Origin of the sequence: Kribbella sancticallisti, assembly GCF_039530625.1 — a bacterium.
Lineage (GTDB): Bacteria > Actinomycetota > Actinomycetes > Propionibacteriales > Kribbellaceae > Kribbella > Kribbella sancticallisti.
In genome coordinates, this window is sequence record NZ_BAAAOS010000019.1 from 369081 (window position 1) to 396030 (window position 26950).

Genomic DNA, 26950 nt, shown 5'->3' on the forward strand with positions numbered 1-26950 from the left:
GAGGGAAGCGGGGACGGCGTGGAGGAAGTTCGAGCGGCCCCGCGGCGCTGAAGCGTGTAGCGATGGGCTGGACGGACTCAGACGTCGCCGACTGGTTGGTCGGAGCCGACGGCCGGTGGGTTCGGGCGGGCGGCGACGATCTTGTTCCGTCCGGCTCGCTTGGCTGTCAGCAGCGCGTTGTCGGCGGCCAGGACCAACTGGTCCATCGTTTCCGCGACCTCCGGGTACACAGCCGCGCCGAACGAAGCCGGCACTCCGGTGATCACCGCGGTGGTGTCAGACGCCGTCTCGACCGAAACGGTCAGCGTGGTGAGCCGGTCCCGGATGCGCTCGGCGATCTCGAGCACCTCGGTCTCCGAAGCACCCGGCAGCAGTACGGCGAGTTCGTCGCCGCCGACCCGGGCGACCAGATCGCCCTGCCGCACCTCGGCGCGGACGCTCTCACCGACCGCCTTCAGCGCACGGTCACCGGCCGGGTGACCGTAGGTGTCGTTGATCTCCTTGAACCGGTCCAGATCGAGCATCAACAACCCGACCGTACTGCGCAGCGTCTCGGCGCGAGCAAGCTCGACCGGCACAGCATTCGCCCAGTACGACGGCGTGGCGAGCCCGGTCTTCACGTCGGTCCCAGCAGCACGCCGGAACTGCGGCAGCAGCAGGTCGCGGTGCAGCGTGAGCACGGTCACCATCAGGATCGGCACGATCCACGGGTACGAGGCCTGCAGGCCCGCGACAGCGACACCCAGGCCGAGCCCGGCGACCACCACGAGTTGCTCGGACAGATCCCCGAGCGCACCGCGCGCCGTGGCGTCCGGAGCGGCGAGCAGGATCGCCCCGATCACCAGAGCGAAGTTCACCAGCCACCAGGTCGTCGCGGCGGCCAGCACGACCAGCAGCGTCCACGCGCTGGTCGGGACTCGTGGTTCGGTCAGCAGACCACCGGCCTGCAGCACCGCGGCGGCCGCGGCGCTGGCCAGGATGAACGTGCTCGCGGAGAACACCTTGCGATGCGCGATCGTCCGGCCGTAGACGCGGATCCAGGAGTAGCCGTACGAGACGACGACCAGGGCGACCACCAGCGAGAGCGGCAGCAGCAGGAGCCCGGCGAAGACCCAGAGGCTCTTCAGATTGGTGTACGGCGAAGTGTTCGCCGCCATCTCGCGTCGCCGCTCGATTCCGCGGGCAGACTCCAGATGAAGGATGGAGGCGACCGCCAGCACGGCGAAGGCCGTCCACTCGGACGGGCTGACGCCAGGCCGCTCGCCGGACATCGTCGACGACAACGCCAGGGCGGTGATCGTGACTGCGACCGCGTCCACACCGAGCACATAGCCCAGCGCCGGACGCGGTAACGACCAGAGCTTCCATCGGCGGGGTGGCACCCACCGGCTCCGACCGATCAGAATCATGGTGGCCTCACACAGATAGACCTGAACGGTTATTGCTGAATAGTAACTGCCCGTTCACGTGAGGTCATCCCCACAGCACATCTATTCCATCTGACGGATGGCGACGAGAGGATCCCCACCATGTCCAAGAAGAGCACCGGCAACGAGTGGTTCCGCGGCGGCAACGAGTGGTTCACCGGCGGAAACGAGTGGTTCCGAGGCGGGAACGAGTGGTTCACGGGCGGTGGCAACGAGTGGCTGCGCCAGACCGGCGGTTCCGGTAACGAGTGGTTCACCGGCGGTAACGAATGGTGAGCCGCGGCTGAATCCGGAATTTTCTTAACTCACATTTTACGGACCGCGTCCGGCGGTAATTCCCTGAATCTCCGGCCGCTCATTCCGTCACGGTTTTCGCAGGTCCCTCCCAGCCCTGGCGGGCTCGCGTCCAGGCGGTGCCCGCCACGAGGGCGGCGAGGATGCCCGCGGCGCCGACCACCGCCAGTGCCAGCGAAGGCGACGACCTGTCCGCGATCAGGCCCGCGAGCAGGATCCCGAGGCCCTGGCTGCCCTTGAGCGCCGTGCTGGCGACTCCGAAGGCCTGGCCGCGCTGGTGGTCCGGCACTGCCTGAACGAAGGCGGCGCTGGTCGGCAGGTGATACGCCGAAGCCATGCCCGAGAGTGCCCAGAGAACCAGGGTGGGGACCAGTCCTGGCCTGAAGGCGCAGAAGACGAGCGGGACACAGGCAGCGACTGCCAGCGGCCCCAGGAGGCGCATGCGTCGCTCTGGTGGCCAGAGCGTGATCAGCCACATGCCTGCGACAGCACCGGCTGGACTCGCGGCCAGGAGCAGGCCGGCTGCCTCTGGTCCTCCGCCGATCTCGTTCGCGTACGGGACGGCCAGGCCCTCCACCGTGACGTAGAACCCGGCCACCATGGCCAGAGCGACCAGGGCGCGCAGACTCGGAGTACGGGCTACCAGGGAGGCTCCAGCGGCCATGTCCTTGAAGTAGGTGCGCTTCGGCTCGTCGTCCTGGCGCGCAGCCGCCGGAGCCGGCCGAGATTTCACCCCGAAGGCGATGAGGGCTGCGGACAGCAGGAAGGTCGCCGAGTCCAGCAGCAGGCCTCCGGAGGTCCCTACCGCGACCACGGCGAGACCGCCTGTTCCGAAGCCGAGCACCTGGCTGAACTGCACGACCATGTCGTTGGCGGCCTTGCCGAGCACGTAGTGGTCGCCTGGAAGTACCACCGGAAGGGTCGCCGCCCGGGCGGCGTTGAACGGCGAGCCGAAGCCTTGCAAGGCGACCAGCAGCAGGATCACGACCAGCAGCGGCAGCATGTCGATCGCCATCGCCGCCACCAGTACCGCGCGCGCCAGGTCGGTGATGATCATCACTCGGCGCCGCGGGTACCGGTCGGCGACTCCGGCCAGCAGCGGACCGAACACCAGGTCGGGGATGTAGGTCAGAGCGTAGGTGAGCGCGGTCAGCCCCGCCGACTCCGTGCGCTCGAACACCAGCACCGACAGCGCGACGCGAGCCAGTTGGTCGCCCACCACGGACAACACCCCGGCCAGGAACAGCGCTCTGAACTCGGCATGTCCGAACACATCGCGCCAACGCGCCCGCTCCACCACCCCACCCACCATGCCCGAGACCATAACCACAATCCGTGGCCCGACACCTGCCACGGGTAACGATGAGGGTTTCCCTGCGCTGAACTCGCGCCTGCGCTGTGATCGACCCCACGTCACTGGTTCGTACCAGTGCGTGACTGGTGCTGCCCATTCAAAGGTTTGATGGCGGCAAATTCAAGGCCGAAACGGGTGCCCGGTGCGCCAGGACTTGTCCGGCGCCTCTATCCTGGAGTCCTCTGGTACCGGGGTCTGGGCGGGGCGGCCCCGACCCTGGTATCGGAGCTCTTCTTTCTCCCCGGCCTCTCGCCCCCGTCGCGCGATCGAGGCCCTCCCGAAACTGTCGGTGCCACCCGATAGCGTTCGTCTTGCCAGGGGCGGCTCATGGACGTGCTTCCTTCTCCTTGCCCAGGCCACGTAGCGCGTTCGCTCTCCGCCCCTGGCACTTCTGTCCGCTGTGCCGTTTCGGGGAGGCCGTCGATGCCGGATCGTTCGGGGAGGCCGTTGGTGCCGGGTCCGTCGGGGCAGCCTGTCGTTGCCGGATCGTTCGCGGAGGTCGTCGGTGCCGGCTGAACTGTCGTCGGTCGAGCCGGGGTCGCCGACGGCGCGTGCGCTAGCCGCGGTGCTGCTTCGGCGCGCTCGACTGGTCGACGCCGTCAGCCTCACCCCATCCGTCCGCCGCTCGGCTTGGCATTGGCTGCGCCGGCCCCTGACGACCCAGGCCGGACTGGCCGCCTTGCAAGCCGAGTTGATCCAGCGCGGCCTGCTCCTGTCGGCCGGCCTCTACCGGCACTGCGCCGGCCTCAACCCACTCGCCTTGGCCGGGCTCGGCCAGGCGCTGCTCGAGCTACTCGACGCAGAGTCAGGCAAGGACGCCAACCACGTACCGCTGTTCCGCGGCTTCCCCGAGAGCGTCCCCGCCAACACCGAGACCTTCTACATCGACCGAGTCTTCGCCCGCCTGCTGCAGGAGCCCGATCAGCCCTGTGTGCTGTGCGGCGAGGTCGACGTGGTGCACCCGGTGTCACCCTGCGCACACCTGGTCTGCCGCTCATGCTGGGACGGCTCCGACTTCAGCGCCTGCCCGATCTGCCTGCGGCGAATCGATCCCGACGACCCGTTCCTGAAGCCGTCCTTCGACGAGGTGCCGACCAAGGCGCGCGCAGACCGCCTCCGCCTGCTGAGCCCGAGCTTTGCCGGCTCCATTAGGTCCACCACCGCCGACCTCCTCTCCAGGCAGGCCCCGCTGTCCGCGCGCGACCGGGCCGACCTCGAGTTGCTACTCATCGACGCAGACCCATCCTGGCTTCCCACCGTGATCCCGGTCCGCGAAACCCGCGCTGTGGTCCTGGCCCGCCTGCTGCCGCAGCATCCCGACCTCATCGACAGCTTGGTCGGCACCGCCACCGACGCCCTCCGCCTCCTCTACGCGCTGATGGGCGCCGACCCAGGTCTCCGCACCCCACCCGTACGCCGCCAGTCCCTCCCACGGGCAGCACGCCGTGCTGTCCTGGGCCGCCTCAACCAGTTGCCAGTCGAGCCGTTGGTCGAAGACATGCTTCGGCACCAGCGCGCCTGGAAGCGAGTCGCCGAGAACCTGCACCCCTTCGACCACGCGACGACCTACCCACGCGCAGCCCTGGCGTTCGCGGTCCTCCGCGCCACGAGGTTCACGTCCGCAAGCAACCCAGGGTTGCGCGGACGCGGCCTGGACACCTCCGGACCAGCTGGGCGATCCGTGCTGGCGGAGGCGGCGAAGCATCCGGTGATCCGGCTGGAGGATGGCCGGCTGCGGATGAACACCTTCGCGAGCCGGGTCGAGGGCGCGTTCAGCAGTGGGCGTCCCGATCTCGCGCTCGAACTGCTGCGTGGGCGGCCGGGGGAGTTGCTGCGCAGGCTGGTCCACCTGGCTCGGGCTCTGCCGGTGGACGCGCATCCGACGTTGACAGACGCGGTCACGACCGCCGTCTCCGACGTGTCACCAGTCGTACTGACCGCCGCGCTCGGCCAGGTGCGCACCCCGCCGGGAGACCTCCGGCTCTTCTTCCCCCGAGGTGGGTCCGCGCGAGTGTGGACCACCGTGGACGAGCGCGAGCCTCTTCCCGCCGGCCTCGCCACCGCGCTGTCCGCAGTACTGGTGGGGGAGTTGTTGCGTCGGGCAACAGCTTTGCCGCGGGTGCGACGAGCCTTCCTGGATGAGGAGTTGTCGCGCCTGGCGGCTCCGGGGTCGGAGCGCAGTGCCTCATCGACGCTGCTGCGGATGACCCGGGGGAGCGCGCAGCCGATTGCGTCGAGCGACCTGCTTCGGCTCTTCCTGCACTGGGTCGAGCCTGCCGAGCAGCGGGTGGATCTCGATCTCTCGGTCGCGGTGTTCGACGAGGAGTGGCGGTTCGTCGGGCTGTGCGACTACACCCGGCTCCGGTTCGACCAGGACGCGTTGGTGCACTCCGGTGATCTGACGTCGGCGCCCGCACCGCTGGGTGCCACCGAATTCGTCGATCTCGACCTCGTCGCGTTGCGCAGGATCGGCGGGCGCTACGTACTGCCGGTCGTCTTCAGCTACAACAACGTCCCCTTCGACAAGCTTCTCCGCGGCTTCGCCGGCGTGATGCGACGGCCGTCCGAACTGTTCGACCCGGCCGCGGTCGAGGAGCGCTTCGACCTGACCGGCCCGGCGAAGATCCTGCTGCCGTTCGGAGTCGACCTGCACACCAAGGAACTCCGCTGGTACGACGTCAACCTCAGCACAGCAGGCTACGGCCACAACGTCGCCCGGTACGCCGGGCAGGTCGCACTCATGGCGGCGGCGATGGAGGAGGTCCACGGAGCAGGTGATCGAGTCAGCCTCTGGGAGCTCGCCTGCTGGCACGCGGCGGCTCGCACCAACGAGGTTGTCGTCCGTTGCGCCGACGGTTCAGTAGTCGGCTACCACCGCGGCGCCGCCGAGGACGTCACCACCTTCGCCCACCGCCTCAGCACCCGCCGCGAGCCAGACCGCTACTGGGACCTCGACGCCGCCAACCGCGCCGACTTCATCGCCGTTGTCACCGGCGACATAGACCCCAAGTCCGGCGCTGAGGTCTACGCCCTCCATCCCCACCTACTCGACCCCTCCAACCTCCGCCTCATAGACGCCCCACACTTCCTAACCACCCTCGCCCCAGACACCCGAGCCGACGTACCTGTCCACTAGCCAACGCGGTGGTGGGGGATTGCCTGCAGGAGTCAGCAACTGCCGGGCCGGGGCTGCGAGCAAGCTCGCGGCTGGAAGCAGGCCGGCCGCGCGAACCCTGCCGGAAGCCGGCCGGCCGCGCGAACCCTGCCGGAAGCAGGCCGGTCGCGCGGAGCCTGCCGGAGGTCCGTCACGCCGTCACGCTCGCTCTCCCGGCCGCAAGACCCCGTCGAGGGTGACGACCTGGCCGGTTAGCCAGGTGGTGTAGGGGTTTGCAGGATCCAGGTGGCGATCGGCTCACGCCTGAACCGCACTACTTCAGCTCCTTAACTTAGTTGCGACCTCAGCGAAATCTGAGGACACACAGGTCGTGACATAACAGGTCTGCAGTCTTCCGCCACAGACCTCGAGGAGTACCGGTGAGCCTCACCCCACCGACCGACGCGGAGCTCGACGTGATGATTCGCGCCCGGCTCGCAGCACTCGGCATCGATCTCGATCAACTCCCGGCCGGCACCAGCCCCGACCCGGAGACCGGCAGCCCCGGCCGCGACACCGCCCTGGCCGGGCTGCGGAGCTTCGTCCGCTCCACGATCGTCCCGCTGGCCGCGTACCAGTTCGCAGTACCGGGGCCGGAGGCCGATCGCTCAGCGCTCGCCCAGCAGGTCGCTCCGCCCGCGCTCTTCCCCTCCATCGACGTGAAGCGGCAGGCCCAGTGAGCACCTTGGAGAACAAGCCAGTCGCCACGACCACGCGCGAGACCGACGGTCCGATGGACTCCCGCGTCGACCGCCGTTCCTTCCTCCACCGAGCCGGCGCCCTCGCAGCAGCGGCCACGGTCGGCACCGTCGTCCTCCCGTCCGTCGCGTACGCCGGACCGCAGGCCGGCGCCCCGTCCCTCCTCAGCCCGAACGTCCCGGTCCGCCCCGAGGCACTCAAGGACGTCACCGAACTGACGATCGCCGAAGCCGCCACGCTCATCCGCACGGGTAGATTGCGCCCCGAGAAACTCCTCGAGGCGTACCTCGATCGGATCGGCGCGTTCGACGCCACCTACCAAGCCTTCAACCTGGTCCTCGCCGACGAAGCGTTGGTCCGGGCAAGAGCGCTCGGCCGCACCCGCGGCGGCGCCCTGCACGGCATCCCGCTCGCGATCAAGGACAACTACTACACCCGCGGTATCCCGACCACCGCGAACTCGTACCTCTTCGAGAAGTTCGTCCCGCCCTTCGACGCCACCGCGGTACAGCGTCTGACGGCAGCCGGCGGCATCGTCGTGGGCAAGACCCAGATGGGCCCGCTCGCCACCACCCGCGCGACCACCCCCGACGGCAGAATCACCACGGTCAACGCGTGGACCCCGGCCGACCCGTCCGTCGAGCCCGGCGGTTCCTCCTCCGGCTCGGCCACCGCGGTCGCCTCACGGATGGCGACCTCGAGCGTCGGCACCCAGACCGGCGGTTCGATCACCGCCCCCTCGAACGCACAGAACCTGACCGGCCTCAAACCCACGATGGGGCGCGTCTCCCTCTACGGCATCGTACCCTTGAGCTACACCCGCGACCATCCCGGTCCGCTCGCCCGGGACGCCAAGGATGCCGCGATTATGCTCACCGCGATGGCGGGCGAGGACCCGAACGACCCGAGAACTCAAGGCCTCCCGCCCGTCCCGGACCTGATCACCGCCGCCACCCCCGTACTGCGCGGCCGCCGGGTGAAGGTCCGCTGGAAGACCCGGGTCGGCGTCATCCCCAACTTCACCGCCGGTACTACGGAGGCCGCGGCCGCCCGCCGCGCGGCACTGAACACCCTCTCCCAAGTCGAGGATCTCCAGGTCGTCGACGTCACGCTGCCGGACGAATGGGACACCCTCACGAGCGCCGCGTTCAACAACGTCCGGCTCCCCGAGCGCAGCGAACCCTTCCTCCCGATGCTCCGCTCCGACCTCAAGGGCTTCGGGGTCTCGGTCACCGGCTGGCTCCAGGGCGCGCTGCTCGGCGCCGACGAGTACCTGATCGGCCAACGAGCGAAGGTGCTGCTCCTGCAGCGAGTCCTGGACGACCTGTTCGAGCAGTGCGACGTCGTCGTGCAGACCAGCCCGAACCCGTTCGACGCGATCGGACTGCCCGAACTCGCGCTGCCGATCGGCTTCACCGCCAAGGGTGTTCCGATCGGCACGATCCTCGGTGGCAAGCCGTTCGGGGAGGATCGCCTGCTCGCGGTCGCCGCGGCGTACCAGGCGTTGACCGACTGGCACCACCGTCGCCCCGCGGACCCGCAGGGCGTAGTACCGCCGGCCAAGACCGGTGCCGAGTCGGCGGGGAAGGCCGACGCGCGACGGGCTACCGGTCGCGTTCAGGCGCAAGCGGCCGGCGACCGGGGACGGCTGCACGCCGACCAGATCCCGGACCTGATGCAGTGAGTTTTGACATTTCGATGAAGTTGCTGCGGCTTTGACGGGATTCGCCGGCCCTTTGGGGTTACAAAGGAAGGGTCGGCGAAGGGAGCCACGCATGACGTACGACGTGGTGGTGCTCATCGAGCGGGAGATGAGCGAGGGCGACGCACGACGTGTCGCCGCCCTGCACGCAAGGCAGGACGAACCGGTGGACTACCACCTGCTCGTCTCTACCCATCCAACCGAGGGTCTGGCGGGCCCGATGGCCCTGCTGGGCAGCAGCTTCGCGGACGTCGCGGGACTGTCCACAGCGGCCGCGACCCGGACGACGACCGCGATGGCGCTCGCGGACCCGGACACCGACCTGGCGTCGGTGATCGAACACAGTTCACGCAGACTCCGCGGCCTGAACGATTGCCGGGTCAACGTGTCCATCACCCACGGCGAGGTGCTGTTGGCTCTGAAGACGCTCGTCACCACCACGAAGAGCCAGGAAGTAGTGGTAGTCGCCTGGCCTGAGACGGCGGCGCGGTTCCTCTGCTCCGACTGGACGCACCGGGCTCGCCGGGAGCTCAAAGTCCCCCGGGTCCGGGTTCTCGAACACGCCGACTGACCTCCACTCGCCGGTTGTTGGCCCGCTGGCAGGTTGCAACCCGACAGCGGCCCAACAAACAGCGTTCGTCCACAGCTTCGAAAGCCCACTGCAGGTGGCCCGGTCTGAGCCGGCATCTTCTGTGGCATGAACACGAAACTGGCGATGACAGCCGCCAAACGGGGTGGTTGGTTCGACCGTACGGACGCGCTCGCCGCAGGCTACTCCGACACGGAGATCCGGTCACGGGTCAGAGCCGGCCGTTGGGTCAGGCTGTGCCGCGGCGCGTACGCCGAACTGAGACCCGGCGAGGAATCCCTCGCCAACTGGGACCGAGTGCAGTGGCGACACCTCCGCGCTGCGAAGGCCGTCTACCACCGACTCGGCGGCCGGGCGGTGGTGAGTCACCAGTCGGCGCTGCTTTTGCATGGCTTGGAGGCGGGTGGGCTAGACCTCACCCGCATTCATGTGACCAGATTGACGGGACATGGCCGAGCCGACGCCTCGGTCGTGCAGCATTCGCCGCGGCCCGAGGTGGTCGACCCCGTCGAGGTCGGTGGTGTGCTGGCGACACCCGGTCCTCGGTCGGTCGTCGAGGCGATCCGCTACGCCCGCTACCCGATCGCCGTGTCCGTGGTGGACGAGGCGCTGCGGAAGGTCATCGCCAGCAGGGATCAGCTCGCCGACGCTCTGGCGCTTTTCGCCGGCCGGGTCGGCATCGGGACAGCCAACCGTGCGGTGGAGTTCGGTGACGGCCGATCGGAGTCTGTCGGAGAGTCGCGCCTACGGGTCCTGCTGTCCGATCTCGGTCTACCGCCGCCGATTCCGCAGGTCGAGATCCGGGACGAATCGGCTCGACTGATCGGCCGGGTCGACTTCCTGCTGGAGCGGTGGGGGCTGATCATCGAATTCGACGGCGTGCTCAAATACGGCGGGAGGACTTCCGCTGCCCTGGTCGCCGAGAAGGCGCGCGAGGACAGGCTGCGGGATCTGGGCTACGAGGTGGTCCGAGTGATCTGGGCTGAACTCGCGCAGCCGGCGGAGGTGGTTCGCCGGATCCGGCTGGCCATCCGGCGGTCCTCGGCGCGAAGGGCCCCGATAGCGGGTTCTGCGACGGCTGCAGGGTTGTAACCCGGCATGGGCCAGATAACCCGGCAGCGAGTTCGGCGCTCAGTCCTCGATGAGGGCCCGCAGAGGGTCGCGGTCGGGGGCCGGGACGTAGCTGGCGTAGTAGTCGTAGAGGTTCTGGCGGGCGATCCGGGCGGCGGCGTGGCCGTCGCCGGCGCGGATCGCCTCGACCACCTCCGCGTGGTGCTGGAGCGATTCGAGCATCAGCGCGCGGCTGTTCGCGGCGTGCGCGATCTTGTCCGAGATCAGCCCCAGGACGACGCCGCGCACCACCTCGTTGCAGGTCTGGATCAGCGAGTTGCGGCTGACCCGGGCGACTGCCTCGTGGAAGGCCACGTCGGCCTCGCTGAACGCGGTGAAGTCGACGTCGATCGCGGCGCGCATCTCGACCAGGGTCTGCTCCATCTCCGCGAGTTGCTCCGGCGTGCGCAGCCGGGACGCGAGTTGGATCGCGGCGCCGTCCATGATCATCCGGAACGCGATCAGTTCGCTGAGCGTGAGCTCGTCCACCCGGGCGAGCCGGGTCATCTGCTTGCGCAGCGGGCCGGGGGAGAACGGCAGGATCTCGGGGCCGTTCGGATCGCCCGGCCGGGAGCGGACCACGCCGTTGCTCTCCAGCACCCGCAGCGCCTCCCGCACGGTGGAGCGGCTGACGGCGAACTGGCTGACCAGGTCACGTTCGCTGGGTAGCCGCTGGCCAGGGGCGAGATCGCCGCGGGCCAGCGCCTCCTCGATCTGCTCGACGATGCGCTGATAGGCGCGGACGGGCTGCACGGGCTCGAACTGAAGTCCCCGCTGGGATCCGCTGGCCATCCGCACCTCATCGCTTGACAGTCCGATCGGTAGCGACAAATCTAGTGGCCTATTAGTACCTAGTCCACTGGTCCGACCAGTTGATGGGTAAAGCTGGTTGGACCCGTAACGCTTGGATCGCCGTCGGCGATCCGGCGGCCGGGTCACACCGGCGGACAGGCAAAATGCGGCGCATGAAGGCAACTGCCGGCGGCACCAGAGGAGTTCGCGTGAAGTCGTATTCCACCCGGGCGATGGCCCTGATCGCCTCCGCCGGGCTGCTGGCCGTCGCGGCCTGCTCAGCCGGCTCCGGTACGTCGTCCGGCTCGTCCCCGGGCGCGGACCAGTCGCTGTCGATCGGCCTGGTCGCCGAGCCGGCCAGCCTCGACTTCACCACCACGGACGGCGCCGCGATCCCGCAGGCGCTGCTCGGCAACGTCTACAACGGCCTGGTCAAGCAGGACGACAGCGGCAAGATCGGGCCGGACCTGGCCAAGTCGTGGACGGTCTCGCCGGACCGCAAGACCTACACCTTCGAGTTGGTCGACAACGCCAAGTTCACCAACGGAGCCGCCTTCACCGCGGCCGATGCCGTCTTCAGCATCAATCGGGTGAAGACGGCCTGGACCACCTCGCTCAAGGCGGCGATGGACGTGGTCGCGGAGGCGAAGGCCGTGTCGCCGACGCAGTTGCAGGTGACGCTGACCAAGCCGAGCAACGGCTGGCTGTTCCGGATGACCACCCGGGTCGGCGCGATGTTCTCCCAGACCGGCGTCGACAAGTTGGCCACCGAGCCGGTCGGCACCGGGCCGTACAAGCTCGGCACCTGGAAGCGCGGCGACTCGATCGTGCTGCAGCGCAACGACGCGTACTGGGGGAGCAAGCCGTTCTTCAACCAGGTCACCCTGAAGTACTTCAAGGACCCGACCGCGCTGAACAACGCCCTGCTCACCGGCACGATCAACGTGGTCGGCACCGTGCAGGCGCCGGAGGCCCTGAGCCAGTTCACCAACAACGACAAGTACCAGGTGATCGAGGGAACCACGAACGGCGAGGTCGTGCTCTCGTTCAACAACTCACGCCCGGTGTTCAAGGACGTCGCCGTCCGCCAGGCGATCCGCCAGGCGATCGACCACAAGGCGTTGCTGGACACCTGTTTCGCGGGACGCGGCAAGCTGATCGGCAGCATGGTGCCGCCGACCGACCCGTGGTACGAGGATCTCACCAGCGTCGCGCCGTTCGACCTCGCGAAGGCCAAGGCGGCGTTGGCCTCGGCGGGCGTTGCCGGTACTGCGCTCCGGCTCCGGCTTCCGACGTTGCCCTACGCAACCTCCTGCGGTCAGGTGGTGAAGAGCCAGCTGGAGCAGGCCGGGCTGAAGGTGACGATCGACCAGCTCGAGTTCCCGGCGGCGTGGCTGACGAGCGTCTTCAAGAACGCCGACTACGACATGTCGATCATCGGGCACGTCGAGCCGCGCGACTTGGGCGCGGTGTTCAACGCGAAGTACTACACCCGGTACGACGATCCCACGTTGCAGGCGCTGCTCGCTTCGGCGGATGCGGGCGACGAGGCGGCTCAGACCGAGGACATGAAGAAGGCCGCCCGGCGGCTGTCCGAGCAGGCGGCCGCGGACTGGCTCTTCCTGCTGCCGAACCTGATGGTCGCGGACAAGAACGTGACCGGCCTGCCGGCCAACGCGATCACCGAGTCCTTCGACCTCTCCCGCCTCGCGCGCTCCTGAGACACACTCCATGATCCTCCGCCTGATCGAACGTACCGGCGTGCTGCTGGTCAGCCTCGCGGTCAGTTCGGTGCTCGTCTTCGCGTTCATGGCGGTGCTGCCGGGCGATCCCGCGCGGGTCGCGCTCGGCGTGAACGCATCGGACGAGGCTGTGGCCCAGTTGCGGCAGCAGTTCGGGCTGGACCGGCCGCTGCCCACGCAGTACGTCGACTGGCTGGGCGGGCTGCTCCAGGGCGACTTCGGTACGTCGTACGTGTCGAAGGCGGCCATCGGCCCGCAGATCTTCGACCGGTTCCAGGTGACGTTGTGGCTGGTCGTCACCGGGATGATCATCGCGCTGGTGCTTGCCGCGCCGGCCGGAACGGTGATGGCCGCGCGGCATCGTCGGCTCTCCGGGCTGGCGCTGTCCGCGCTGTCGCAGGTCGGCGTCGCAGTACCGGCGTTTCTGGCGGGGATCCTGCTGATCATGGTGTTCGCGGTGCAACTGGGCTGGTTGCCGGCGAACGGGTGGACGCCGCCTGCCGAGGATCCGGGGATGTTCCTGAAACAGCTGATCCTTCCAGCGTTGTCGCTCGGGTTGGTGCAGGGCGCAGTACTGACGCGGTATGTGCGTAGTGCGGTGCTGGAGGTTCTGCGGGAGGACTATCTGCGGACTGCCCGGGCCAAAGGGCTGCGGCCGTTTCCCGCGCTGTGGAGACATGGGTTGCGGAACGCGGCTGTTCCCGTGGTGACGGTGCTCGGTCTGCAACTCGCGACGCTGCTGATCGGGGCGGTCGTGGTGGAGCGCGTCTTCGTCATTCCCGGGGTCGGCAGCCTGCTCCTGGACGGCGTCTCGAACCGCGACCTGCTGCTCGTCCAGGACGTGGTGATGGTGCTCGTCGTGGCCGTCCTTTTCGTCAACTTCCTCGTCGACCTCCTGTACGTCGCGCTGGATCCCCGGCTGCGGGTGAGCGCCCGATGAGACGGCTGAACCCGAGTCTCGTGGTCGGTGGCGTGATCGTCGTCCTGATCGTGCTCACCGCTTTGGTGTCGTTCGTCTGGACTCCGTACGACGCGACGCTGGTGGACCCGGCGGTTCGGCTGGCCGAGCCGTCGTGGTCGCACTGGTTCGGGACCGACAAGTTCGGCCGGGATGTGCTGAGCCAGCTGATGGTCGGGTCGCGGACCACGTTGTTCGTCGGCCTGGTGGCGGTCGGGGTCGCGGCGGTGATCGGCGTACCGCTGGGGATTCTCGCGGCGATGAGCCGGCGGTGGGCTGCTGAGCTGATCATGCGGGGCAACGATCTGCTGCTGGCCTTCCCGGCGTTGCTCCTGGCGATCATGTTCGGCGCGGTGTTCGGGGCGAGCACGCTGACGGCGATGATTGCCATCGGCATCGCCACGGTGCCGTCGTTCGCCCGGGTGATCCGGAGTGGGGCGATGCAGGTGATGCGGACGGAGTACGTGCTGGCTGCCCGGGCGGCTGGGCGGAAGCCGTTCCCGATCGCCTTGCGGCATGTGCTTCCCAATGTGACGAGTCTGATCACCGTGCAGGCGTCGGTGTCCTTCGCGATCGCAGTACTGGCTGAGGCGGCGCTGTCGTTCCTCGGGTACGGGACGCCGCCGCCGACGCCTTCCTGGGGACGGATGCTGCAGGAGAGCCAGGAGTTCTTGTTCAGTGCGCCGCGGCTGGCGGTGTTCCCGGGGGTGGCGATCGCGCTGGCCGTGCTGGGGTTCAACCTGCTGGGTGACGGGTTGCGGGACCGGTTCGATCCGAAGCTGGAGGACCGGCGATGAGCGACGTACTCACGGTGCGGGGGCTGACCGTTTCGGTGCGGTCCAAGACGTTGGTGGATGACGTGGACCTGACCGTCGGGCCGGGGGAGCGGGTCGGGTTGATCGGCGAGTCGGGGTCCGGCAAGTCGCTGACCGCGCTGAGCATTCTCGGACTGCTGCCTGAGGACGTGCACGCTGCCGGCTCGGTGCGTCTCTCGGGGGTCGAGCATGAGCTGATCGGCGCCGACGAGCGGCGGATGTCTCGCGTTCGCGGGCGGGATCTGGCGATGGTGTTCCAGGAGCCGATGACCGCGCTCAATCCGACCATGCGGGTGGGGGATCAGGTCGCCGAGGCGATGCTGATCCACCGCACCGTTCCTGGGCGCCGTGCCGCTCGTGCTGCTGCTTCCGAGTTGCTCGACCGTGTGCAGCTTTCTGGTGCTCTCCGGGCCTACCCACACCAACTGTCTGGTGGCCAACGGCAACGAGTCGTGGTGGCTCTTGCCTTGGCCAACGACCCCGCACTGCTGATCTGCGACGAGCCGACGACGGCTCTGGATGTCACGGTGCAGGCGATGGTCCTCGACCTGATTGTCCAAGGCGTCGCCGCGCGGGAGTCCGCTCTGCTCTTCATCACCCATGATTTGGCCGTGGTCGCGACCGTCTGCCAACGCGTCCTGGTCATGTACGGCGGCCGCGTGGTCGAGTCCGGTCCGGTCGCGGAGGTCTTCACCAACCCGCGGCACCGGTACACGCAGGGCCTTATCGCCGCCTCAGACCTGGAATCCGCCGACCGCCGCCTCCCCACCATCCCCGGCAATGTTCCCGCCGCTGGTCAGTTCCCTTCCGGCTGCGTCTTCCGTACCCGCTGCGCCCACGCCACCGACCTCTGCGCCACCGTCCCGCCGTGGGACGGCACCCCTTCCCACGGCTTCGCCTGCCACCACCCGGCCCCGGCTCTGGAGACGACCCATGCTTGAGCCGTCCGCAGCCCGCAGTACGGCGGAAGTTCGCCCCGCGATCCGCGTTACCGACTTGGTCCGTAACTACACCCGCCCTCGTACTTCTCTCCTCCGTCCCGCACCAGTCATCCACGCGCTGCGCGGCGTGAGCCTCGAAGTACAGGAGGGTGAACGTTTCGGCATCGTCGGCGAATCCGGCTGCGGCAAGTCCACCCTGCTCCGGATCATCGCCGCCCTCGACCGCGCCACCTCCGGCCAGGCGGTCGTCGAAGGCACCGACATCACCCGCCTCCCCGAACGCCGCCTGAAATTCCTCCGCGAGAACCTGCAACTCGTCTTCCAGGACCCGATGAGTTCCCTCGACCCGCGCATGCGAGTCCGCGACATCATCGCCGAACCCCTCGTAGTACAAGGGCATCCAGCCTCAGGCGACCGCGTCCGCTCGCTGCTCGAATCGGTCGGGCTGTCCGCCGATGCCGGCGACCGCTACCCCCACCAGTTCTCCGGCGGCCAACGCCAACGCATCTCCATCGCCCGAGCCCTGGCTCCTCGCCCACGCATCCTCATCGCCGACGAACCAGTCAGCGCGCTCGACGTCTCGGTCCGAGCCCAGGTGCTCAATCTCATCTCCGACCTGGTCGACGAACTCAATCTCACCCTGATCTTCGTCTCCCACGACCTCTCGGTCATCAAGCACGTCTGCGACCGAGTAGCCGTCATGAACGCCGGCGAAATAGTAGAAACCGGCCCGACGGGCACGGTGTACGCCACGCCCACCCACCCGTACACCCGCCGCCTCGTCTCATCCATCCCCACCCTTCCCCGAGCCCTAGCCGGCGCCACCACCTCCGACCTCCTGAAGGGAGCCCCCACATGACCACCAACTCCCCAAGGATGTCCGGGGACGGTCGGACGTCCGCCGGCCAACCCACCCCAGCACGCCAACCGACACCGGCAGGCGAACCCTTCCCGGCACGCTTACCATTCCCGGCCGGTCTTCCGATCGGCGACGCATGGCTCGCGGCGCCGTCCACCGCGCCCGTCGTCTTCCCGTACGACGGGTCGGTGGTGGCCGATGCGCCCGTAGGCGACGTCGCCTTGGCCCAGCAAGCCCTCGAGAACGCGCTCTCCGTACGATCCGACGTCGGCCGCCTGCCCTCGCACATCCGCCGCAAAGCCCTCCAGGGAGCGCTCTCCGCCGTCTCCGAGAACCGCGACGCCTTCGTCGACCTCCTCGTGCTCGAAACCGGCAAGCCCTTCATCGACTGCCGAGTAGAAATCGAACGCACCCTCCTAACCCTCGAAACCTCCGCCGAAGAAGTCGCCAGACTCCACGGCGAAACCGTCCCTCTCGACCTCCTCCCCAGCGGCGACGGCCTGCAAGGCTTCTGGGTCCGCAAACCCATCGGCGTCGTCATCGGCATCGCCGGCTTCAACTACCCACTGCTTCTGGCGTCCCACAAGATTGCCCCTGCTCTAGCCGCCGGCTGCCCGGTAATCGTCAAGCCGGCCCCGCAAACCCCACTAGCCACCCTCTGGCTGGTCCACCTCTTCCGCGAAGCCTTGGTTGCCGCGGGCGCACCGGCCGCGGCCGTCCAGTTGGTGACCGGAGGAGTAGACGTCGGCTCAACCCTCACCACAGACCGCCGAATCGGCGCAGTCTCCTTCACCGGCTCAGCCGCCGTCGGCCACCAGATCGCCCGAGACGCCGCCCCCACCAAGGTCCTCCTAGAACTAGGCTCCAACTCCGCCCTCGTAGTAGCCGAAGACGCAGACCTCCCGGCAGCTGCAGACGCCGTAGTACGAGGCGGCTACTACGCCTCCGGCCAAGCCTGCATCTCCGTCCAACGCGTAATAGTCGTCGAGTCAGTCCGAGCCGCCTTCCTCGCCGAACTGACCCCCCGCCTCGCCCAGATCACCGTCGGCGACCCCCGCGACCCCAACACCCAGGTCTCGGTCTTGATCGACCCCCGCTCCACCACCCGAGTCCGCACCTGGATAGAAGAAGCCCTAACAGCCGGCGCCACCCTCGCCCACCCCACCCCTGCCTCCACCACGCCCACCTCCACCGCGCCCGGCTCGCCCGCCTCAGCGCCAACCTCGAGCTCGGCGGGAGCCGAGGCGGACCTCATCAGGCCGACCGTCCTGCTCGATCTACCGCACGGGCAGCTCGCCTGGGACGAGGAGATCTTCGGCCCGGTGATCGCCATCCGGTCGGTCCCCGACATCGCCGAAGCGTTCCGCGCCGTCAACGCCTCCAGATACGGCCTCCACGCGAGCATCTTCACCAACTCCCTCGAGACCGCCTTCGCCGCGATCGACCAGCTCGACGTCGGGGGAGTGGTGGTCAACGAAGTCCCCGGCTTCCGCTCCGACGTGATGCCGTACGGCGGTGTGAAGGATTCCGGCACCGGCCGCGAGGGGCCCCGCTTCGCCATCGAGGAACTCACCACCACCCGGATGGCGATCATCCGCCCAACACCCCGGCGCCCGTGACCCATGGAGGTGTGAACGAGTTGGAGCGCGACTACTCGAGGCTGTTCAGGCTCGACGATAAGCACGCCGTCGTCGTCGGCGCCGGCAGCGGAATCGGCCGCGAATCAGCCCTGGCGCTGGCAGCCCAAGGAGCCCGGGTCACCTGCGCGGACAGAGATCTCGCGGCAGCCGAGGAGACAGCCGCCCGTGGCGACCACCTGACGGCGTACGAGCTGAACGTCCTCGATGAAGCCGCGATCACCACAGCCGCCGAGAAGCTCGGTGACGTCGACATCCTGGTCTTCACCGCCGCCACGAACGTCCGCAAACGCATCCTCGACTACACCGGCGAGGAGTTCGATCGGGTCGTCGCGCTGAACCTGCGCGCCTCGTTCGACCTGATCCGTGCCTTCGGCAAGCACATGGCCGCCCGTGGATCCGGCAGCATCATGGGCTTCAGTTCGATTCGCGCGACCACCGTGGAACCGGGGCAATCGGTGTACGCGGCGACCAAAGCCGGACTTGTCCAGCTGCTGAGAACCGCCGCCGCCGAGCTCGGGCCCAACGGAGTACGGGTGAATGCCATCGCGCCCGGCGTCGTCGAAACCCCGCTGACCGCGCAGATCAAGGCCAACCAGGAGTGGTACGACGCGTACGCGCAGAAGAGTGCTCTCGCCCGATGGGCGACACCCGACGAACTCGCCGGCGCTGTCGTCTATCTCGCCTCCGACGCCTCCACCTTCGTCACCGGCAGCGTCCTCAACGTCGACGGCGGCTGGACCGCCGTCGGCGGCCGCTTCAACCCACCGAACTAGCCCATGCCCCGACCGCCCGAACGCGACCCGCGTCACTGACCCGCTTGAGCCGACCGCCAGAACTCGACCGCCAGAACTCGACCGCCAGAACTCGACCGCCTGAACCGTCCGACCCGGAGCCTGGAGCCGCGGATGACCGAGAACCTCGCCGATCTGACCGCCACAGACCTGCTGTCCCGCTACCGCGACGGCTCGTTGTCGCCGGTCGAGGTGATCGAAGCCGTCCTCGCCCGCGTCGAGTCCCTCGAACCAAAACTCTGCGCCACCTACGCCCTCGACCCCTCGGCTGCCCGCGACGCAGCCAAGGACTCCGAGCACCGCTGGCAACAAGGCGAACCCGCAGGCCCGCTGGACGGCGTACCGATCACCATCAAGGAAAACATCGCCACCCGCGGCACCCCAGTCCCACAAGGCACCGCCGCCACCGAACTGATCCCGGCCACCGAAGACGCCCCCGCCGCAGCCCGCCTCCGCGCCGCCGGTGCAGTCATCTTCAGCAAGACCACCATGCCCGAGTACGGCATGCTCTCCTCCGGCGTCTCCACCTTCCACCACCTCACCCGCAACCCCTGGGACCTCGGCAAGACGGCAGGCGGTTCCAGCGCAGGAGCAGCCGCAGCAGCCGCCGCCGGGTACGGCCCGATCCACATCGGCACAGACATCGGCGGCTCCATCCGACTCCCGGCCGGCTGGTGCGGCGTAGTCGGCCTCAAACCAACCCACGGCCGAGTACCAGTCGGCACCCCCTACCCAGGTAGAGCAATCGGCCCCCTCACCCGTACTGCGTCCGACGCCGCGCTCGCCTTGACCGTCATGTCCGGCCCCGACCGGGTCGACCCGACGTCACTCCCACCCATCACTGAGCCCGACAACTTCTCCCCATCCACGCTGCGCATCGGTCTACTCCTAGACGCTGGCCTAGGCCTCCCAGTGGACCCCGAAGTCACCGCAGCCGTCACCAACGCCGCCGCACTGCTCGAGTCGGCAGGCGCGGTGGTCGAGCCGATTGCCCCGATCATCACCCGCGACATGCTCGACGGCCTCGACCGCTTCTGGCGCGTCCGCTCAGCCGCCGACATCAACGCGCTGCCGCCGGAGCGCCAGGCCAAGGTCCTCCCGGAGATCCGCCGCTGGGTGTCCACCGCCGCCGATATCTCCGGCTTCGAGGTCTTCGACGGCTTTTCCCAGATGGCCGCCATGGCCGTCGCGGTAGACGCGGCCTTCGCCGACTACGACTTCATCCTGTCCCCAGTCGCGCCGATCACCGCCTTCGCCGCCGAACTCGCCTATCCCACCGACGACCCGCTCAAGCCCTTCGAACACATCGCGTTCACCGTCCCGTACAACATGTCCGCCCACCCGGCGACCTCGGTCAACTGCGGCTTCTCGTCCGAGGGCCTCCCCATCGGCCTGCAGATAGCCGGCCCCCGCTTCACCGACCTGGCCGTACTCCGCCTCGCGGCCGTGATCGAGTCCCGCACCGCCATCCGCCCCTGGCCGACCGAGTAGCGGGCGCTCGCAGTACGGGGGTGGGTGCCGTAAGTTGGAGGTGGCTACGCAGAGCCATGAGAAGCAGCCCGCTATGGCAGACGACTTCGGCAGTCACGACCTCCGCGCCGACGACCCGTTCCGGCGAGGCTTGCTGGCGCACTGCTACCGGATGCTCGGCTCCATCCACGACGCCGAGACCCTGCTGCAGGAGACCTATCGGCGCGCAGACAAGTACTACTGCGGTCTCGACGGCCAGACCTTCCCACGAACCTGGCTCTACGGCCTGGCAACCCAAGCGTGCCTGGCCTCGATCGCCGGCCCGCGTCCTCTTCCGACAGGTTTGGGCAGTCCAAGCAACCACCCGGAGGGCAAGCTATCCCAGCGCCCGGAGGTCCTGTGGCTGGAACCTGTTCCTGACGCCCTGGTCGGCGGACACCGAAACACGATCGGGCTGGAACTCATCGCCGGGTTGCAGTACCTCCCGCCGCAGCAGCGGGCCGCGCTGATCCTGCACGACCTCAATGGCTGGCCGGCTACGGAGGTTGCCGAGGTCCTCGACACCTCCACAACCGCCGTCGCCAGCTTGCTCGTCGGAGCGAGGGAGCAGTTCGAGCCCGGCCCAAGCGGAGTCGTCGACCACACCTTGCCGGACCAACTGCTCCTGCTCGACCGTTACGCCGGCGCCTTCGAGCAGTACGACGTACCGGCCATCGAGCGCTTCTTCACCGACGACGCCATCTGGGAGATGCCACCCTTCACCTCCTGGTTCCGCGGCGCGAAGAACATCGCCCGGCTCATCTCCACTCACTGCCCCGCAGAAGCCCCCGGCGACCAGTACCTGGTCCCGATCAAGGCCAACGGCCAACCAGGCTTCGCCGTCTACATGCGAGACCCGGCCGAAGGCGTCCACCGAGCCTTCCAGATCCAGGTCCTTACCCTCACCGCGGCCGGCATCATCCACGCGGTCGCCTTCTTCGACCCCACCCTCTTCGACACCTTCGCCCTACCCGACCTCTTGACCACCCTCCCCGAGTCCACCTCTGACCACCGCGCCCGACTCCACCTGGAACGCACCCACCACCACGACACGGACGCCTGACGCTCTTGCGAGGCTCGGCTTCAGCTGTTGTCGAATTGCAAAATTCTTCAATTCACTACATAGTGAACCCGTCAGCGGAGAGGAGTTCTGTCATGGACGTCAGCCAGTTCGAGTCGGACCTGCGGGTCCGGATCGCGGCCGCCCAGGAGGCGTTCGCCCAGGCGGAGCGTGACGAGGACTACTACGCGATGGATGTCCGCACCGGTGAGCTGAAGAGCCTCCACCGGATGGCAGCCGAGAACGGCGTTCTCCTCGAGCCTGCCGAGAACGGCCCGGTCGAGGCATGACCGGGATGGCGGTTCCGCTCTACCAGGCGAAGGCCGAGTTCTTCCGGATGCTCGGGCACCCCGTCCGGATCCGGGTGCTCGAACTGCTGCAGGATTCACCCCGCCCGGTGCGCGATCTGCTGGCCGACATCGCGATAGAACCGTCCAGCCTGTCGCAACAACTCGCAGTACTGCGTCGCTACGGCATCGTCACCTCACACCGCGAGGGCTCCGCGGTCATCTACGCGATCGCCAGCAACGACGTTGCCGACCTGCTCCGAGTCGCCCGCAGGATCCTGACCGAACTCATCGCCGGCCAGAACGAACTCCTGGCTGAACTGCGCGAAGCCGAATCCACCGTCGGATGAGCGCTGTCGGGGAGCGGATGCTCGCCTTGCTCCCGATCAGATCGGACCTCACCTCAACCCTGCGCCAACCCCGCCGCGACCTGATGGCCGGCCTCACCGTCGCCATCGTGGCACTCCCGCTCGCGCTCGGTTTCGGGATCTCTTCGGGACTCGGTGCCGCCGCGGGCCTGACGACCGCCGTCATCGCCGGCGCGATCGCCGCGGTGTTCGGCGGCTCGGGCCTGCAGGTCTCCGGCCCGACTGGCGCGATGACCGTCGTCCTGGTCCCGATCACGCACACGTACGGCGCCAGCGGGGTGCTGGCGGTCGGCATGCTCGCCGGACTGATCCTGATCGGCCTGGCGATCGCGAGAGCCGGTCGCTACATGGCCTTCGTCCCGGCGTCCGTCGTTGAAGGGTTCACGCTCGGCATCGCCTGCGTCATCGGGCTCCAGCAACTACCGTCCGCCCTCGGGGTGGCGATGCCCGAAGGCGACCAGGTGGTGGTGATCGCGGCTCATGCAGTCGCCGACTTCGCTTCCCACCCGCACTGGACTCCTGCGACCATCACCGTCGTAGTCGCGCTCATGATCCTGGCAGGCGGCCGACTCCGGCCCACGGTGCCGTTCTCGCTGGTCGCGGTGGTGGGGGCGACGGTGGTCGCCGAGCTAGCGGGGCTGGACGTAGTGCGGATCGGGACCCTGCCCTCCGGACTTGCTGCGCCCTCGCTTGCCTTCCTGGACCTCTCGGTGCTTTGGACTCTGGCCGGCCCGGCGCTGGCTGTCGCAGCCCTCGCCGCCCTCGAGTCCCTGCTCTCCGCGGCAGTCGCCGACGGGATGGGCGTCAACCACAAGCATGACCCCGACCGTGAACTCTTCGGCCAAGGCTTGGCCAACCTGGTCACGCCGCTGTTCGGGGGAGTGCCGGCGACCGGCGCGATCGCCCGAACCGCTGTCAACGTCCGCTCCGGCGCGGGCTCGCGGCTCGCTGCTCTGGTGCACGCAGCCCTGCTGGCCCTGATCGTCTACACCGCGGCGCCCCTGGTCGGACGGATTCCGTTGGCCGCGCTGGCCGGAGTACTGCTTGCCACGGCCGTCCGCATGGTTGAGGTCGGCTCCGTCCGCGCTATGACCCGAGCGACGGGCTCGGACGCCGTAGTACTGGCTCTTACGGCCGTCGCGACCCTGGCCCTGGATCTGGTCAAGGCGGTCATCCTCGGCCTGATCGTCGCCGGCGCCTTGGCACTTCGAGCGGTAGCGCGGAGCGCCCGCCTCCGCCAAATGCCGTTGCACCCCGACCTTCCCGGCGATCACACGGCCGAAGAACGCGCTCTCCTGGACGAACACATCGTTGCCTACCGCATCGACGGCCCGCTCCTCTTCGCCGCCCACCGCTTCCTGCTGGAACTCTCGGAGGTAGCTCAGGTGTCGGTGGTGATCCTGCGGATGTCCGCCGTGAGCGCCATCGACGCCACGGGTGCCCTGGTCCTCAAAGACGCCATCGAGAAGTTGGAGCATCGCGGTATGGCGGTGCTGGTCTCCGGCATCCAGCCAACCCACAACCAACCGCTGGATGCCCTGGCTGTCATCGCCCACCTACGCACCCTCGACCGAGTCTTCCCCACCACCCCGGAAGCGATAGCCGCCGCCCGCGCCCACCTGCACCGGGCCGGCCTCCTCACCCCAAGCACAGACTGAGCGAAACCCCCGCCTGACACCAGCGCAGTGTCAGACGGGGGCAACCTCATCGTGCCGCTACAAGCTCGACTGAACGATCAGCTCAGTCGGTGCCGAACTCCATCGCCGCGCGGTCCAGCATCTCCTCTTCCTCGGAGACCTCGCCGCGGGACGCGATCGCCTCGGCGCCGCCCTGCGGCATCGCGCCGATCAACCCGGTCGAGGCAGCCTGGGCCGCACCCATCAGCGCGGGGTGGCTGGTCCCGATCATGCCCATCACCGCGTACTGCTCGAGCTTGGCGCGGGAGTCCGCGATGTCCAGGTTCCGCATCGTCAGCTGCCCGATCCGGTCCACCGGTCCGAACGCCGAGTCCTCGGTCCGCTCCATCGACAGCTTGTCCGGGTGGTAGCTGAACGCCGGGCCGGACGTGTCGAGGATCGAGTAGTCCTCGCCCCGGCGCAACCGCAGCGTCACCTCGCCGGTGATGGCAGCCCCGACCCACCGCTGCAGCGACTCCCGCACCATCAGCGCCTGCGGGTCCAGCCACCGGCCCTCGTACATGAGCCGGCCGAGCCGCCGACCCTCGTTGTGGTAGCTCGCCACCGTGTCCTCGTTGTGGATCGCGTTGACCAGCCGCTCGTACGCCGCGTGCAGCAGCGCCATCCCCGGCGCCTCGTAGATCCCGCGGCTCTTGGCCTCGATCACCCGGTTCTCGATCTGGTCCGACATGCCCATGCCGTGCCGGCCGCCGATCGCGTTGGCCTCCATCACCAGGTCGACCGCGCTGCCGAACTCCTTGCCGTTGATCGTCACCGGCCGGCCCTGCTCGAACCCGATCGTCACGTCCTCGGTCAGGATCTCGACCGCCGGGTCCCAGAACCGCACGCCCATGATCGGGTCGACGGTCTCGATCCCGGTGTCGAGGTGCTCCAGCGTCTTCGCCTCGTGCGTCGCGCCCCAGATGTTGGCGTCGGTCGAGTAGGCCTTCTCGGTGCTGTCCCGGTAGGGGAGTTCGTGCGCCTCGAGCCACTCGGACATCTCTTTCCGCCCACCGAGTTCGGTGACGAAGTCGGCGTCGAGCCACGGCTTGTAGATCCGCAGGTTCGGGTTCGCCAGCAGCCCGTACCGGTAGAACCGTTCGATGTCGTTGCCCTTGAACGTCGACCCGTCACCCCAGATCTGCACGTTGTCCTCGAGCATCGTCCGCACCAGCAACGTCCCCGTCACCGCCCGTCCGAGCGGCGTCGTGTTGAAGTACGCCCGCCCGCCCGACCGGATGTGGAACGCCCCGCAGGTCAGCGCCGCCAGCCCTTCCTCGACCAGCGCCGCCTTGCAGTCGACCAGCCGTGCGATCTCCGCCCCGTACGCCAACGCCCGCCCCGGCACCGAGTCGATCTCCGGCTCGTCGTACTGCCCGATATCGGCCGTGTACGTGCAGGGAACCGCCCCCTTGTCGCGCATCCACGCAACCGCCACGGACGTGTCGAGCCCACCCGAGAACGCAATACCGACCCGCTCACCGGCGGGCAGAGACGTCAGCACCTTAGACATAGGAAAAGTATGCACTCTCCTGCATGATTATGCAAAACAGCGGTCGATCATCCGCCGCCGTGGGCGCTAGCCCGCGCTGCCCAGCTAGCGAGATGCGGCGTCCAGGCGGGTGAGGGCCTTCTTCGCGAACCCTTCGAGGACGGCGCCGTCGAGCGGCTGCAGCCCGGTCACCATGAGAGTCACCCCGTTGTTGCCCTTGGCGATGTAGACGACATCCAGTACGAGGTTGATGCCATCACTCTTCGCCTTGAGCCGGAGGGCGAGTGTGCGGTCGCCGAGGTTCCGGAACGACAGACCCGTTGCCTCGAAGGTCGCAGAACTGCCGTCCTTGGAAGTGCTGGTGAACTTCGGGCACTGCCGGAACGCATCGGTCAGCTTCTTCAGGACCGGAAGCTGCGATCGCGGCCAGGAGGTGACTGTGTGATCCAGTTCCGGGCCGAGATCGCTCGGGCTGAAGACCGCTGTCGCTTCGGCGAGTGGCTTTCCCTGCTGATCGACGGCGTCCAGGACCGCGGAGCAGCGCTTCGGCGTCACCGTGGGATCTTCATCGTCGTCGGGGTCGGGCTTCTGCTGTGTCCACCCCGTGGGCATGTCGTCCAACGTCAGGAGAGCGGTCTTGGCCTGCGCCGCGGTGAGAGTGCTGTCCTTCACCGCTGGCGCCACGGGTGCTTTTGATTCGGTTGTCTTTGGAGCCCCGGTGGCCGACGGAGCTTCGTCGGCCAAAGGCAGTGTGTCCGCCCTGTCCGGCTGCCCGCCGCAGCCGGCCAGAGCAAAAGAGCAGATGAAGACCAGTGATACCCAACGCATGAATTCCCCCAGGAGCTGACTGCGACGACGCATAGTAATCGTCACATCGGTCGGCGGGGGTCCAGCGTTACAGTAAGTAGCAACTGAGCTGGGTCAGTACTTGCCGTAGACCTGGACCTTGGTGCCGATGGCGGTCTCGCCGAAGATTTCGTGGATCTGCGGGCGCATCACGCGTACGCAGCGGTGGCTGGCGGGGTACGTCTTGATCAGGGTGTTCACGCGCGAGCCGTGGAGAGCGATGCCCGGGCGGTCCTTGAGGAAGTAGATCGAGTCGTACATGTAGGCGTCGTCGTACAGGCTGCTCTCGTGCGCGCCGGCCCACTTGCGCCAGACCTTGCCGGTGCGGTTCGGGGTGTCGTAGCCAGGAGCGCCGGTGGACACCCAGACGATCCGCTTATAGGTCGTGCCGACGACCTGGTAGAGGACCTGGCAGGTCTTGTTGACGTAGATGCCGGGTTCCTTGGTCGCCACCGGCTTTCTGTTTGCTCTCAGCACCGATCGGACGTCGGCCATCGTGAGTCCGCCGCGACTGATCGGCATGCCGTGCGTCTCGCGCCAGGCGCACAGAGCCTGCTGCGCGCGTTTGGTGATGTCGCCGTCGACGTCCCCGACGGGATACCCAAGCGCGTCGAGCTTGGCCTCGACCTGCTTCGCGTATGCCGCCGGCGGCCGCGGCTTGGCGGGCTTCGTCGGCTTCGCGGTCGGTGTGGGGGAGGGGGCAACCGACGGCGTCGCCGAGGGGGTGCCTGACGGAGTGGCAGAAGGTGTCTCCGAAGGACTACCGGAAGGCCCAACCGTCGGCGTAGTACCAGAGGAAGTGGACGAAGGCGTGGTCACGGGATCGGCTGCAACATCGGTACATC

The 26950-nt window shown here is 68.1% G+C and carries 24 protein-coding genes; 18 read left to right on the forward strand and 6 right to left on the reverse strand.

Annotated features, from left to right (window positions below; all coding sequences use genetic code 11):
* Window positions 1-77 precede the first annotated feature (77 nt).
* On the reverse strand, window positions 78-1382 hold the full coding sequence (locus ABD255_RS16090) for a GGDEF domain-containing protein (protein ID WP_344214531.1): 1305 nt from the start codon (window positions 1380-1382) through the stop codon (window positions 78-80).
* A 147-nt stretch (window positions 1383-1529) separates the two neighbouring features.
* On the opposite strand from ABD255_RS16090, the gene ABD255_RS16095 reads away from it, so the two are divergent.
* A complete protein-coding gene (locus tag ABD255_RS16095) occupies window positions 1530-1703 on the forward strand; it encodes a DEAD/DEAH box helicase (protein ID WP_344214533.1) in 174 nt (57 codons plus the stop codon).
* Between the two features lie 79 nt (window positions 1704-1782).
* On the opposite strand, the gene ABD255_RS16100 is transcribed toward ABD255_RS16095, so the two are convergent.
* Window positions 1783-3033: an MFS transporter gene (locus ABD255_RS16100; protein ID WP_344214535.1), complete on the reverse strand. Its 1251-nt coding sequence runs from the start codon at window positions 3031-3033 to the stop codon at window positions 1783-1785.
* A gap of 547 nt (window positions 3034-3580) precedes the next feature.
* Here ABD255_RS16100 and ABD255_RS16105 point away from each other — a divergent pair.
* The 5 genes from ABD255_RS16105 to ABD255_RS16125 all read left to right on the forward strand — a co-directional run bounded on the left by ABD255_RS16105 (window position 3581) and on the right by ABD255_RS16125 (window position 10311).
* Window positions 3581-6211: an MXAN_6230/SCO0854 family RING domain-containing protein gene (locus ABD255_RS16105; protein ID WP_344214537.1), complete on the forward strand. Its 2631-nt coding sequence runs from the start codon at window positions 3581-3583 to the stop codon at window positions 6209-6211.
* A 398-nt stretch (window positions 6212-6609) separates the two neighbouring features.
* Window positions 6610-6909 (forward strand): hypothetical protein, encoded by a 300-nt coding sequence (locus tag ABD255_RS16110; protein WP_344214539.1) that lies wholly within the window; start codon window positions 6610-6612, stop codon window positions 6907-6909.
* Window positions 6906-8612, forward strand: a complete 1707-nt coding sequence (locus ABD255_RS16115; RefSeq protein WP_344214541.1) for an amidase — start codon at window positions 6906-6908, stop codon at window positions 8610-8612. The genes ABD255_RS16110 and ABD255_RS16115 overlap by 4 nt, the downstream gene beginning before the upstream one ends.
* A gap of 91 nt (window positions 8613-8703) precedes the next feature.
* On the forward strand, window positions 8704-9201 hold the full coding sequence (locus tag ABD255_RS16120) for a hypothetical protein (protein ID WP_344214542.1): 498 nt from the start codon (window positions 8704-8706) through the stop codon (window positions 9199-9201).
* Between the two features lie 126 nt (window positions 9202-9327).
* Window positions 9328-10311 carry a type IV toxin-antitoxin system AbiEi family antitoxin domain-containing protein gene (locus ABD255_RS16125; RefSeq protein WP_344214544.1) on the forward strand — a complete coding sequence of 328 codons (984 nt, stop codon included), beginning with the start codon at window positions 9328-9330 and terminating at the stop codon, window positions 10309-10311.
* 39 nt (window positions 10312-10350) lie between these two features.
* Here ABD255_RS16125 and ABD255_RS16130 read toward each other — a convergent pair whose 3' ends face one another.
* Window positions 10351-11121, reverse strand: coding sequence for a FadR/GntR family transcriptional regulator (locus ABD255_RS16130; protein ID WP_344214546.1), 771 nt, complete (start codon window positions 11119-11121; stop codon window positions 10351-10353).
* Between the two features lie 209 nt (window positions 11122-11330).
* Here ABD255_RS16130 and ABD255_RS16135 point away from each other — a divergent pair, with 209 nt between their 5' ends.
* The 12 genes from ABD255_RS16135 (at window position 11331) to ABD255_RS16190 (ending at window position 23749) form a co-directional block, all read left to right on the forward strand.
* Window positions 11331-12842 carry an ABC transporter substrate-binding protein gene (locus tag ABD255_RS16135; protein ID WP_344214548.1) on the forward strand — a complete coding sequence of 504 codons (1512 nt, stop codon included), beginning with the start codon at window positions 11331-11333 and terminating at the stop codon, window positions 12840-12842.
* 10 nt (window positions 12843-12852) lie between these two features.
* The gene (locus ABD255_RS16140) at window positions 12853-13803 is read left to right on the forward strand and encodes an ABC transporter permease (RefSeq protein ID WP_344214550.1); all 951 of its coding nucleotides are present in this window, start codon (window positions 12853-12855) and stop codon (window positions 13801-13803) included.
* On the forward strand, window positions 13800-14618 hold the full coding sequence (locus tag ABD255_RS16145) for an ABC transporter permease (RefSeq protein ID WP_344214552.1): 819 nt from the start codon (window positions 13800-13802) through the stop codon (window positions 14616-14618). Before ABD255_RS16140 ends, ABD255_RS16145 begins: the two co-directional genes overlap by 4 nt.
* Entirely contained in the window at window positions 14615-15577 is a 963-nt protein-coding gene (locus ABD255_RS16150; protein ID WP_344214554.1) for an ABC transporter ATP-binding protein, read from the forward strand. The genes ABD255_RS16145 and ABD255_RS16150 overlap by 4 nt, the downstream gene beginning before the upstream one ends.
* Entirely contained in the window at window positions 15570-16436 is an 867-nt protein-coding gene (locus tag ABD255_RS16155; RefSeq protein WP_344214556.1) for an ATP-binding cassette domain-containing protein, read from the forward strand. The genes ABD255_RS16150 and ABD255_RS16155 overlap by 8 nt, the downstream gene beginning before the upstream one ends.
* A complete protein-coding gene (locus ABD255_RS16160) occupies window positions 16433-18055 on the forward strand; it encodes an aldehyde dehydrogenase family protein (protein WP_344214558.1) in 1623 nt (540 codons plus the stop codon). Before ABD255_RS16155 ends, ABD255_RS16160 begins: the two co-directional genes overlap by 4 nt.
* Window positions 18056-18066: 11 nt before the next feature.
* Window positions 18067-18849, forward strand: coding sequence for an SDR family NAD(P)-dependent oxidoreductase (locus ABD255_RS16165; RefSeq protein ID WP_344214560.1), 783 nt, complete (start codon window positions 18067-18069; stop codon window positions 18847-18849).
* 132 nt (window positions 18850-18981) lie between these two features.
* Complete coding sequence (locus tag ABD255_RS16170) at window positions 18982-20358, forward strand: amidase (RefSeq protein ID WP_344214562.1); 1377 nt, start codon at window positions 18982-18984, stop codon at window positions 20356-20358.
* Between the two features lie 73 nt (window positions 20359-20431).
* A complete protein-coding gene (locus ABD255_RS16175) occupies window positions 20432-21439 on the forward strand; it encodes an RNA polymerase subunit sigma-70 (RefSeq protein WP_344214565.1) in 1008 nt (335 codons plus the stop codon).
* Between the two features lie 92 nt (window positions 21440-21531).
* Window positions 21532-21726 (forward strand): hypothetical protein, encoded by a 195-nt coding sequence (locus ABD255_RS16180; RefSeq protein WP_344214567.1) that lies wholly within the window; start codon window positions 21532-21534, stop codon window positions 21724-21726.
* On the forward strand, window positions 21723-22073 hold the full coding sequence (locus ABD255_RS16185) for an ArsR/SmtB family transcription factor (RefSeq protein ID WP_344214569.1): 351 nt from the start codon (window positions 21723-21725) through the stop codon (window positions 22071-22073). The genes ABD255_RS16180 and ABD255_RS16185 overlap by 4 nt, the downstream gene beginning before the upstream one ends.
* Complete coding sequence (locus ABD255_RS16190) at window positions 22070-23749, forward strand: SulP family inorganic anion transporter (RefSeq protein ID WP_344214571.1); 1680 nt, start codon at window positions 22070-22072, stop codon at window positions 23747-23749. The genes ABD255_RS16185 and ABD255_RS16190 overlap by 4 nt, the downstream gene beginning before the upstream one ends.
* Before the next feature lie 82 nt (window positions 23750-23831).
* Here the strand turns inward: ABD255_RS16190 and argG are convergent, their stop codons facing one another.
* From argG to ABD255_RS16205, 3 genes are all read right to left on the reverse strand, one after another.
* Window positions 23832-25280 (reverse strand): argininosuccinate synthase, encoded by a 1449-nt coding sequence (gene argG / locus ABD255_RS16195; protein ID WP_344214573.1) that lies wholly within the window; start codon window positions 25278-25280, stop codon window positions 23832-23834.
* 84 nt (window positions 25281-25364) lie between these two features.
* Window positions 25365-25931 (reverse strand): hypothetical protein, encoded by a 567-nt coding sequence (locus ABD255_RS16200; protein ID WP_344214575.1) that lies wholly within the window; start codon window positions 25929-25931, stop codon window positions 25365-25367.
* 249 nt (window positions 25932-26180) lie between these two features.
* Complete coding sequence (locus tag ABD255_RS16205; protein ID WP_344214577.1) at window positions 26181-26924, reverse strand: L,D-transpeptidase family protein; 744 nt, start codon at window positions 26922-26924, stop codon at window positions 26181-26183.
* Window positions 26925-26950: the final 26 nt, after the last annotated feature.

Coding starts and splice junctions, on each gene's coding strand:
- ABD255_RS16095 (WP_344214533.1), top strand. CDS start 1,530: ATGTCCAAGAAGAGCACCGGCAACGAGTGGTTCCGCGGCGGCAACGAG.
- ABD255_RS16100 (WP_344214535.1), bottom strand. CDS start 3,033: ATGGTGGGTGGGGTGGTGGAGCGGGCGCGTTGGCGCGATGTGTTCGGA.
- ABD255_RS16120 (WP_344214542.1), top strand. CDS start 8,704: ATGACGTACGACGTGGTGGTGCTCATCGAGCGGGAGATGAGCGAGGGC.
- ABD255_RS16125 (WP_344214544.1), top strand. CDS start 9,328: ATGAACACGAAACTGGCGATGACAGCCGCCAAACGGGGTGGTTGGTTC.
- ABD255_RS16130 (WP_344214546.1), bottom strand. CDS start 11,121: ATGGCCAGCGGATCCCAGCGGGGACTTCAGTTCGAGCCCGTGCAGCCC.
- ABD255_RS16140 (WP_344214550.1), top strand. CDS start 12,853: ATGATCCTCCGCCTGATCGAACGTACCGGCGTGCTGCTGGTCAGCCTC.
- ABD255_RS16145 (WP_344214552.1), top strand. CDS start 13,800: ATGAGACGGCTGAACCCGAGTCTCGTGGTCGGTGGCGTGATCGTCGTC.
- ABD255_RS16150 (WP_344214554.1), top strand. CDS start 14,615: ATGAGCGACGTACTCACGGTGCGGGGGCTGACCGTTTCGGTGCGGTCC.
- ABD255_RS16155 (WP_344214556.1), top strand. CDS start 15,570: ATGCTTGAGCCGTCCGCAGCCCGCAGTACGGCGGAAGTTCGCCCCGCG.
- ABD255_RS16160 (WP_344214558.1), top strand. CDS start 16,433: ATGACCACCAACTCCCCAAGGATGTCCGGGGACGGTCGGACGTCCGCC.
- ABD255_RS16170 (WP_344214562.1), top strand. CDS start 18,982: ATGACCGAGAACCTCGCCGATCTGACCGCCACAGACCTGCTGTCCCGC.
- ABD255_RS16175 (WP_344214565.1), top strand. CDS start 20,432: ATGGCAGACGACTTCGGCAGTCACGACCTCCGCGCCGACGACCCGTTC.
- ABD255_RS16180 (WP_344214567.1), top strand. CDS start 21,532: ATGGACGTCAGCCAGTTCGAGTCGGACCTGCGGGTCCGGATCGCGGCC.
- ABD255_RS16185 (WP_344214569.1), top strand. CDS start 21,723: ATGACCGGGATGGCGGTTCCGCTCTACCAGGCGAAGGCCGAGTTCTTC.
- ABD255_RS16190 (WP_344214571.1), top strand. CDS start 22,070: ATGAGCGCTGTCGGGGAGCGGATGCTCGCCTTGCTCCCGATCAGATCG.
- argG (WP_344214573.1), bottom strand. CDS start 25,280: ATGTCTAAGGTGCTGACGTCTCTGCCCGCCGGTGAGCGGGTCGGTATT.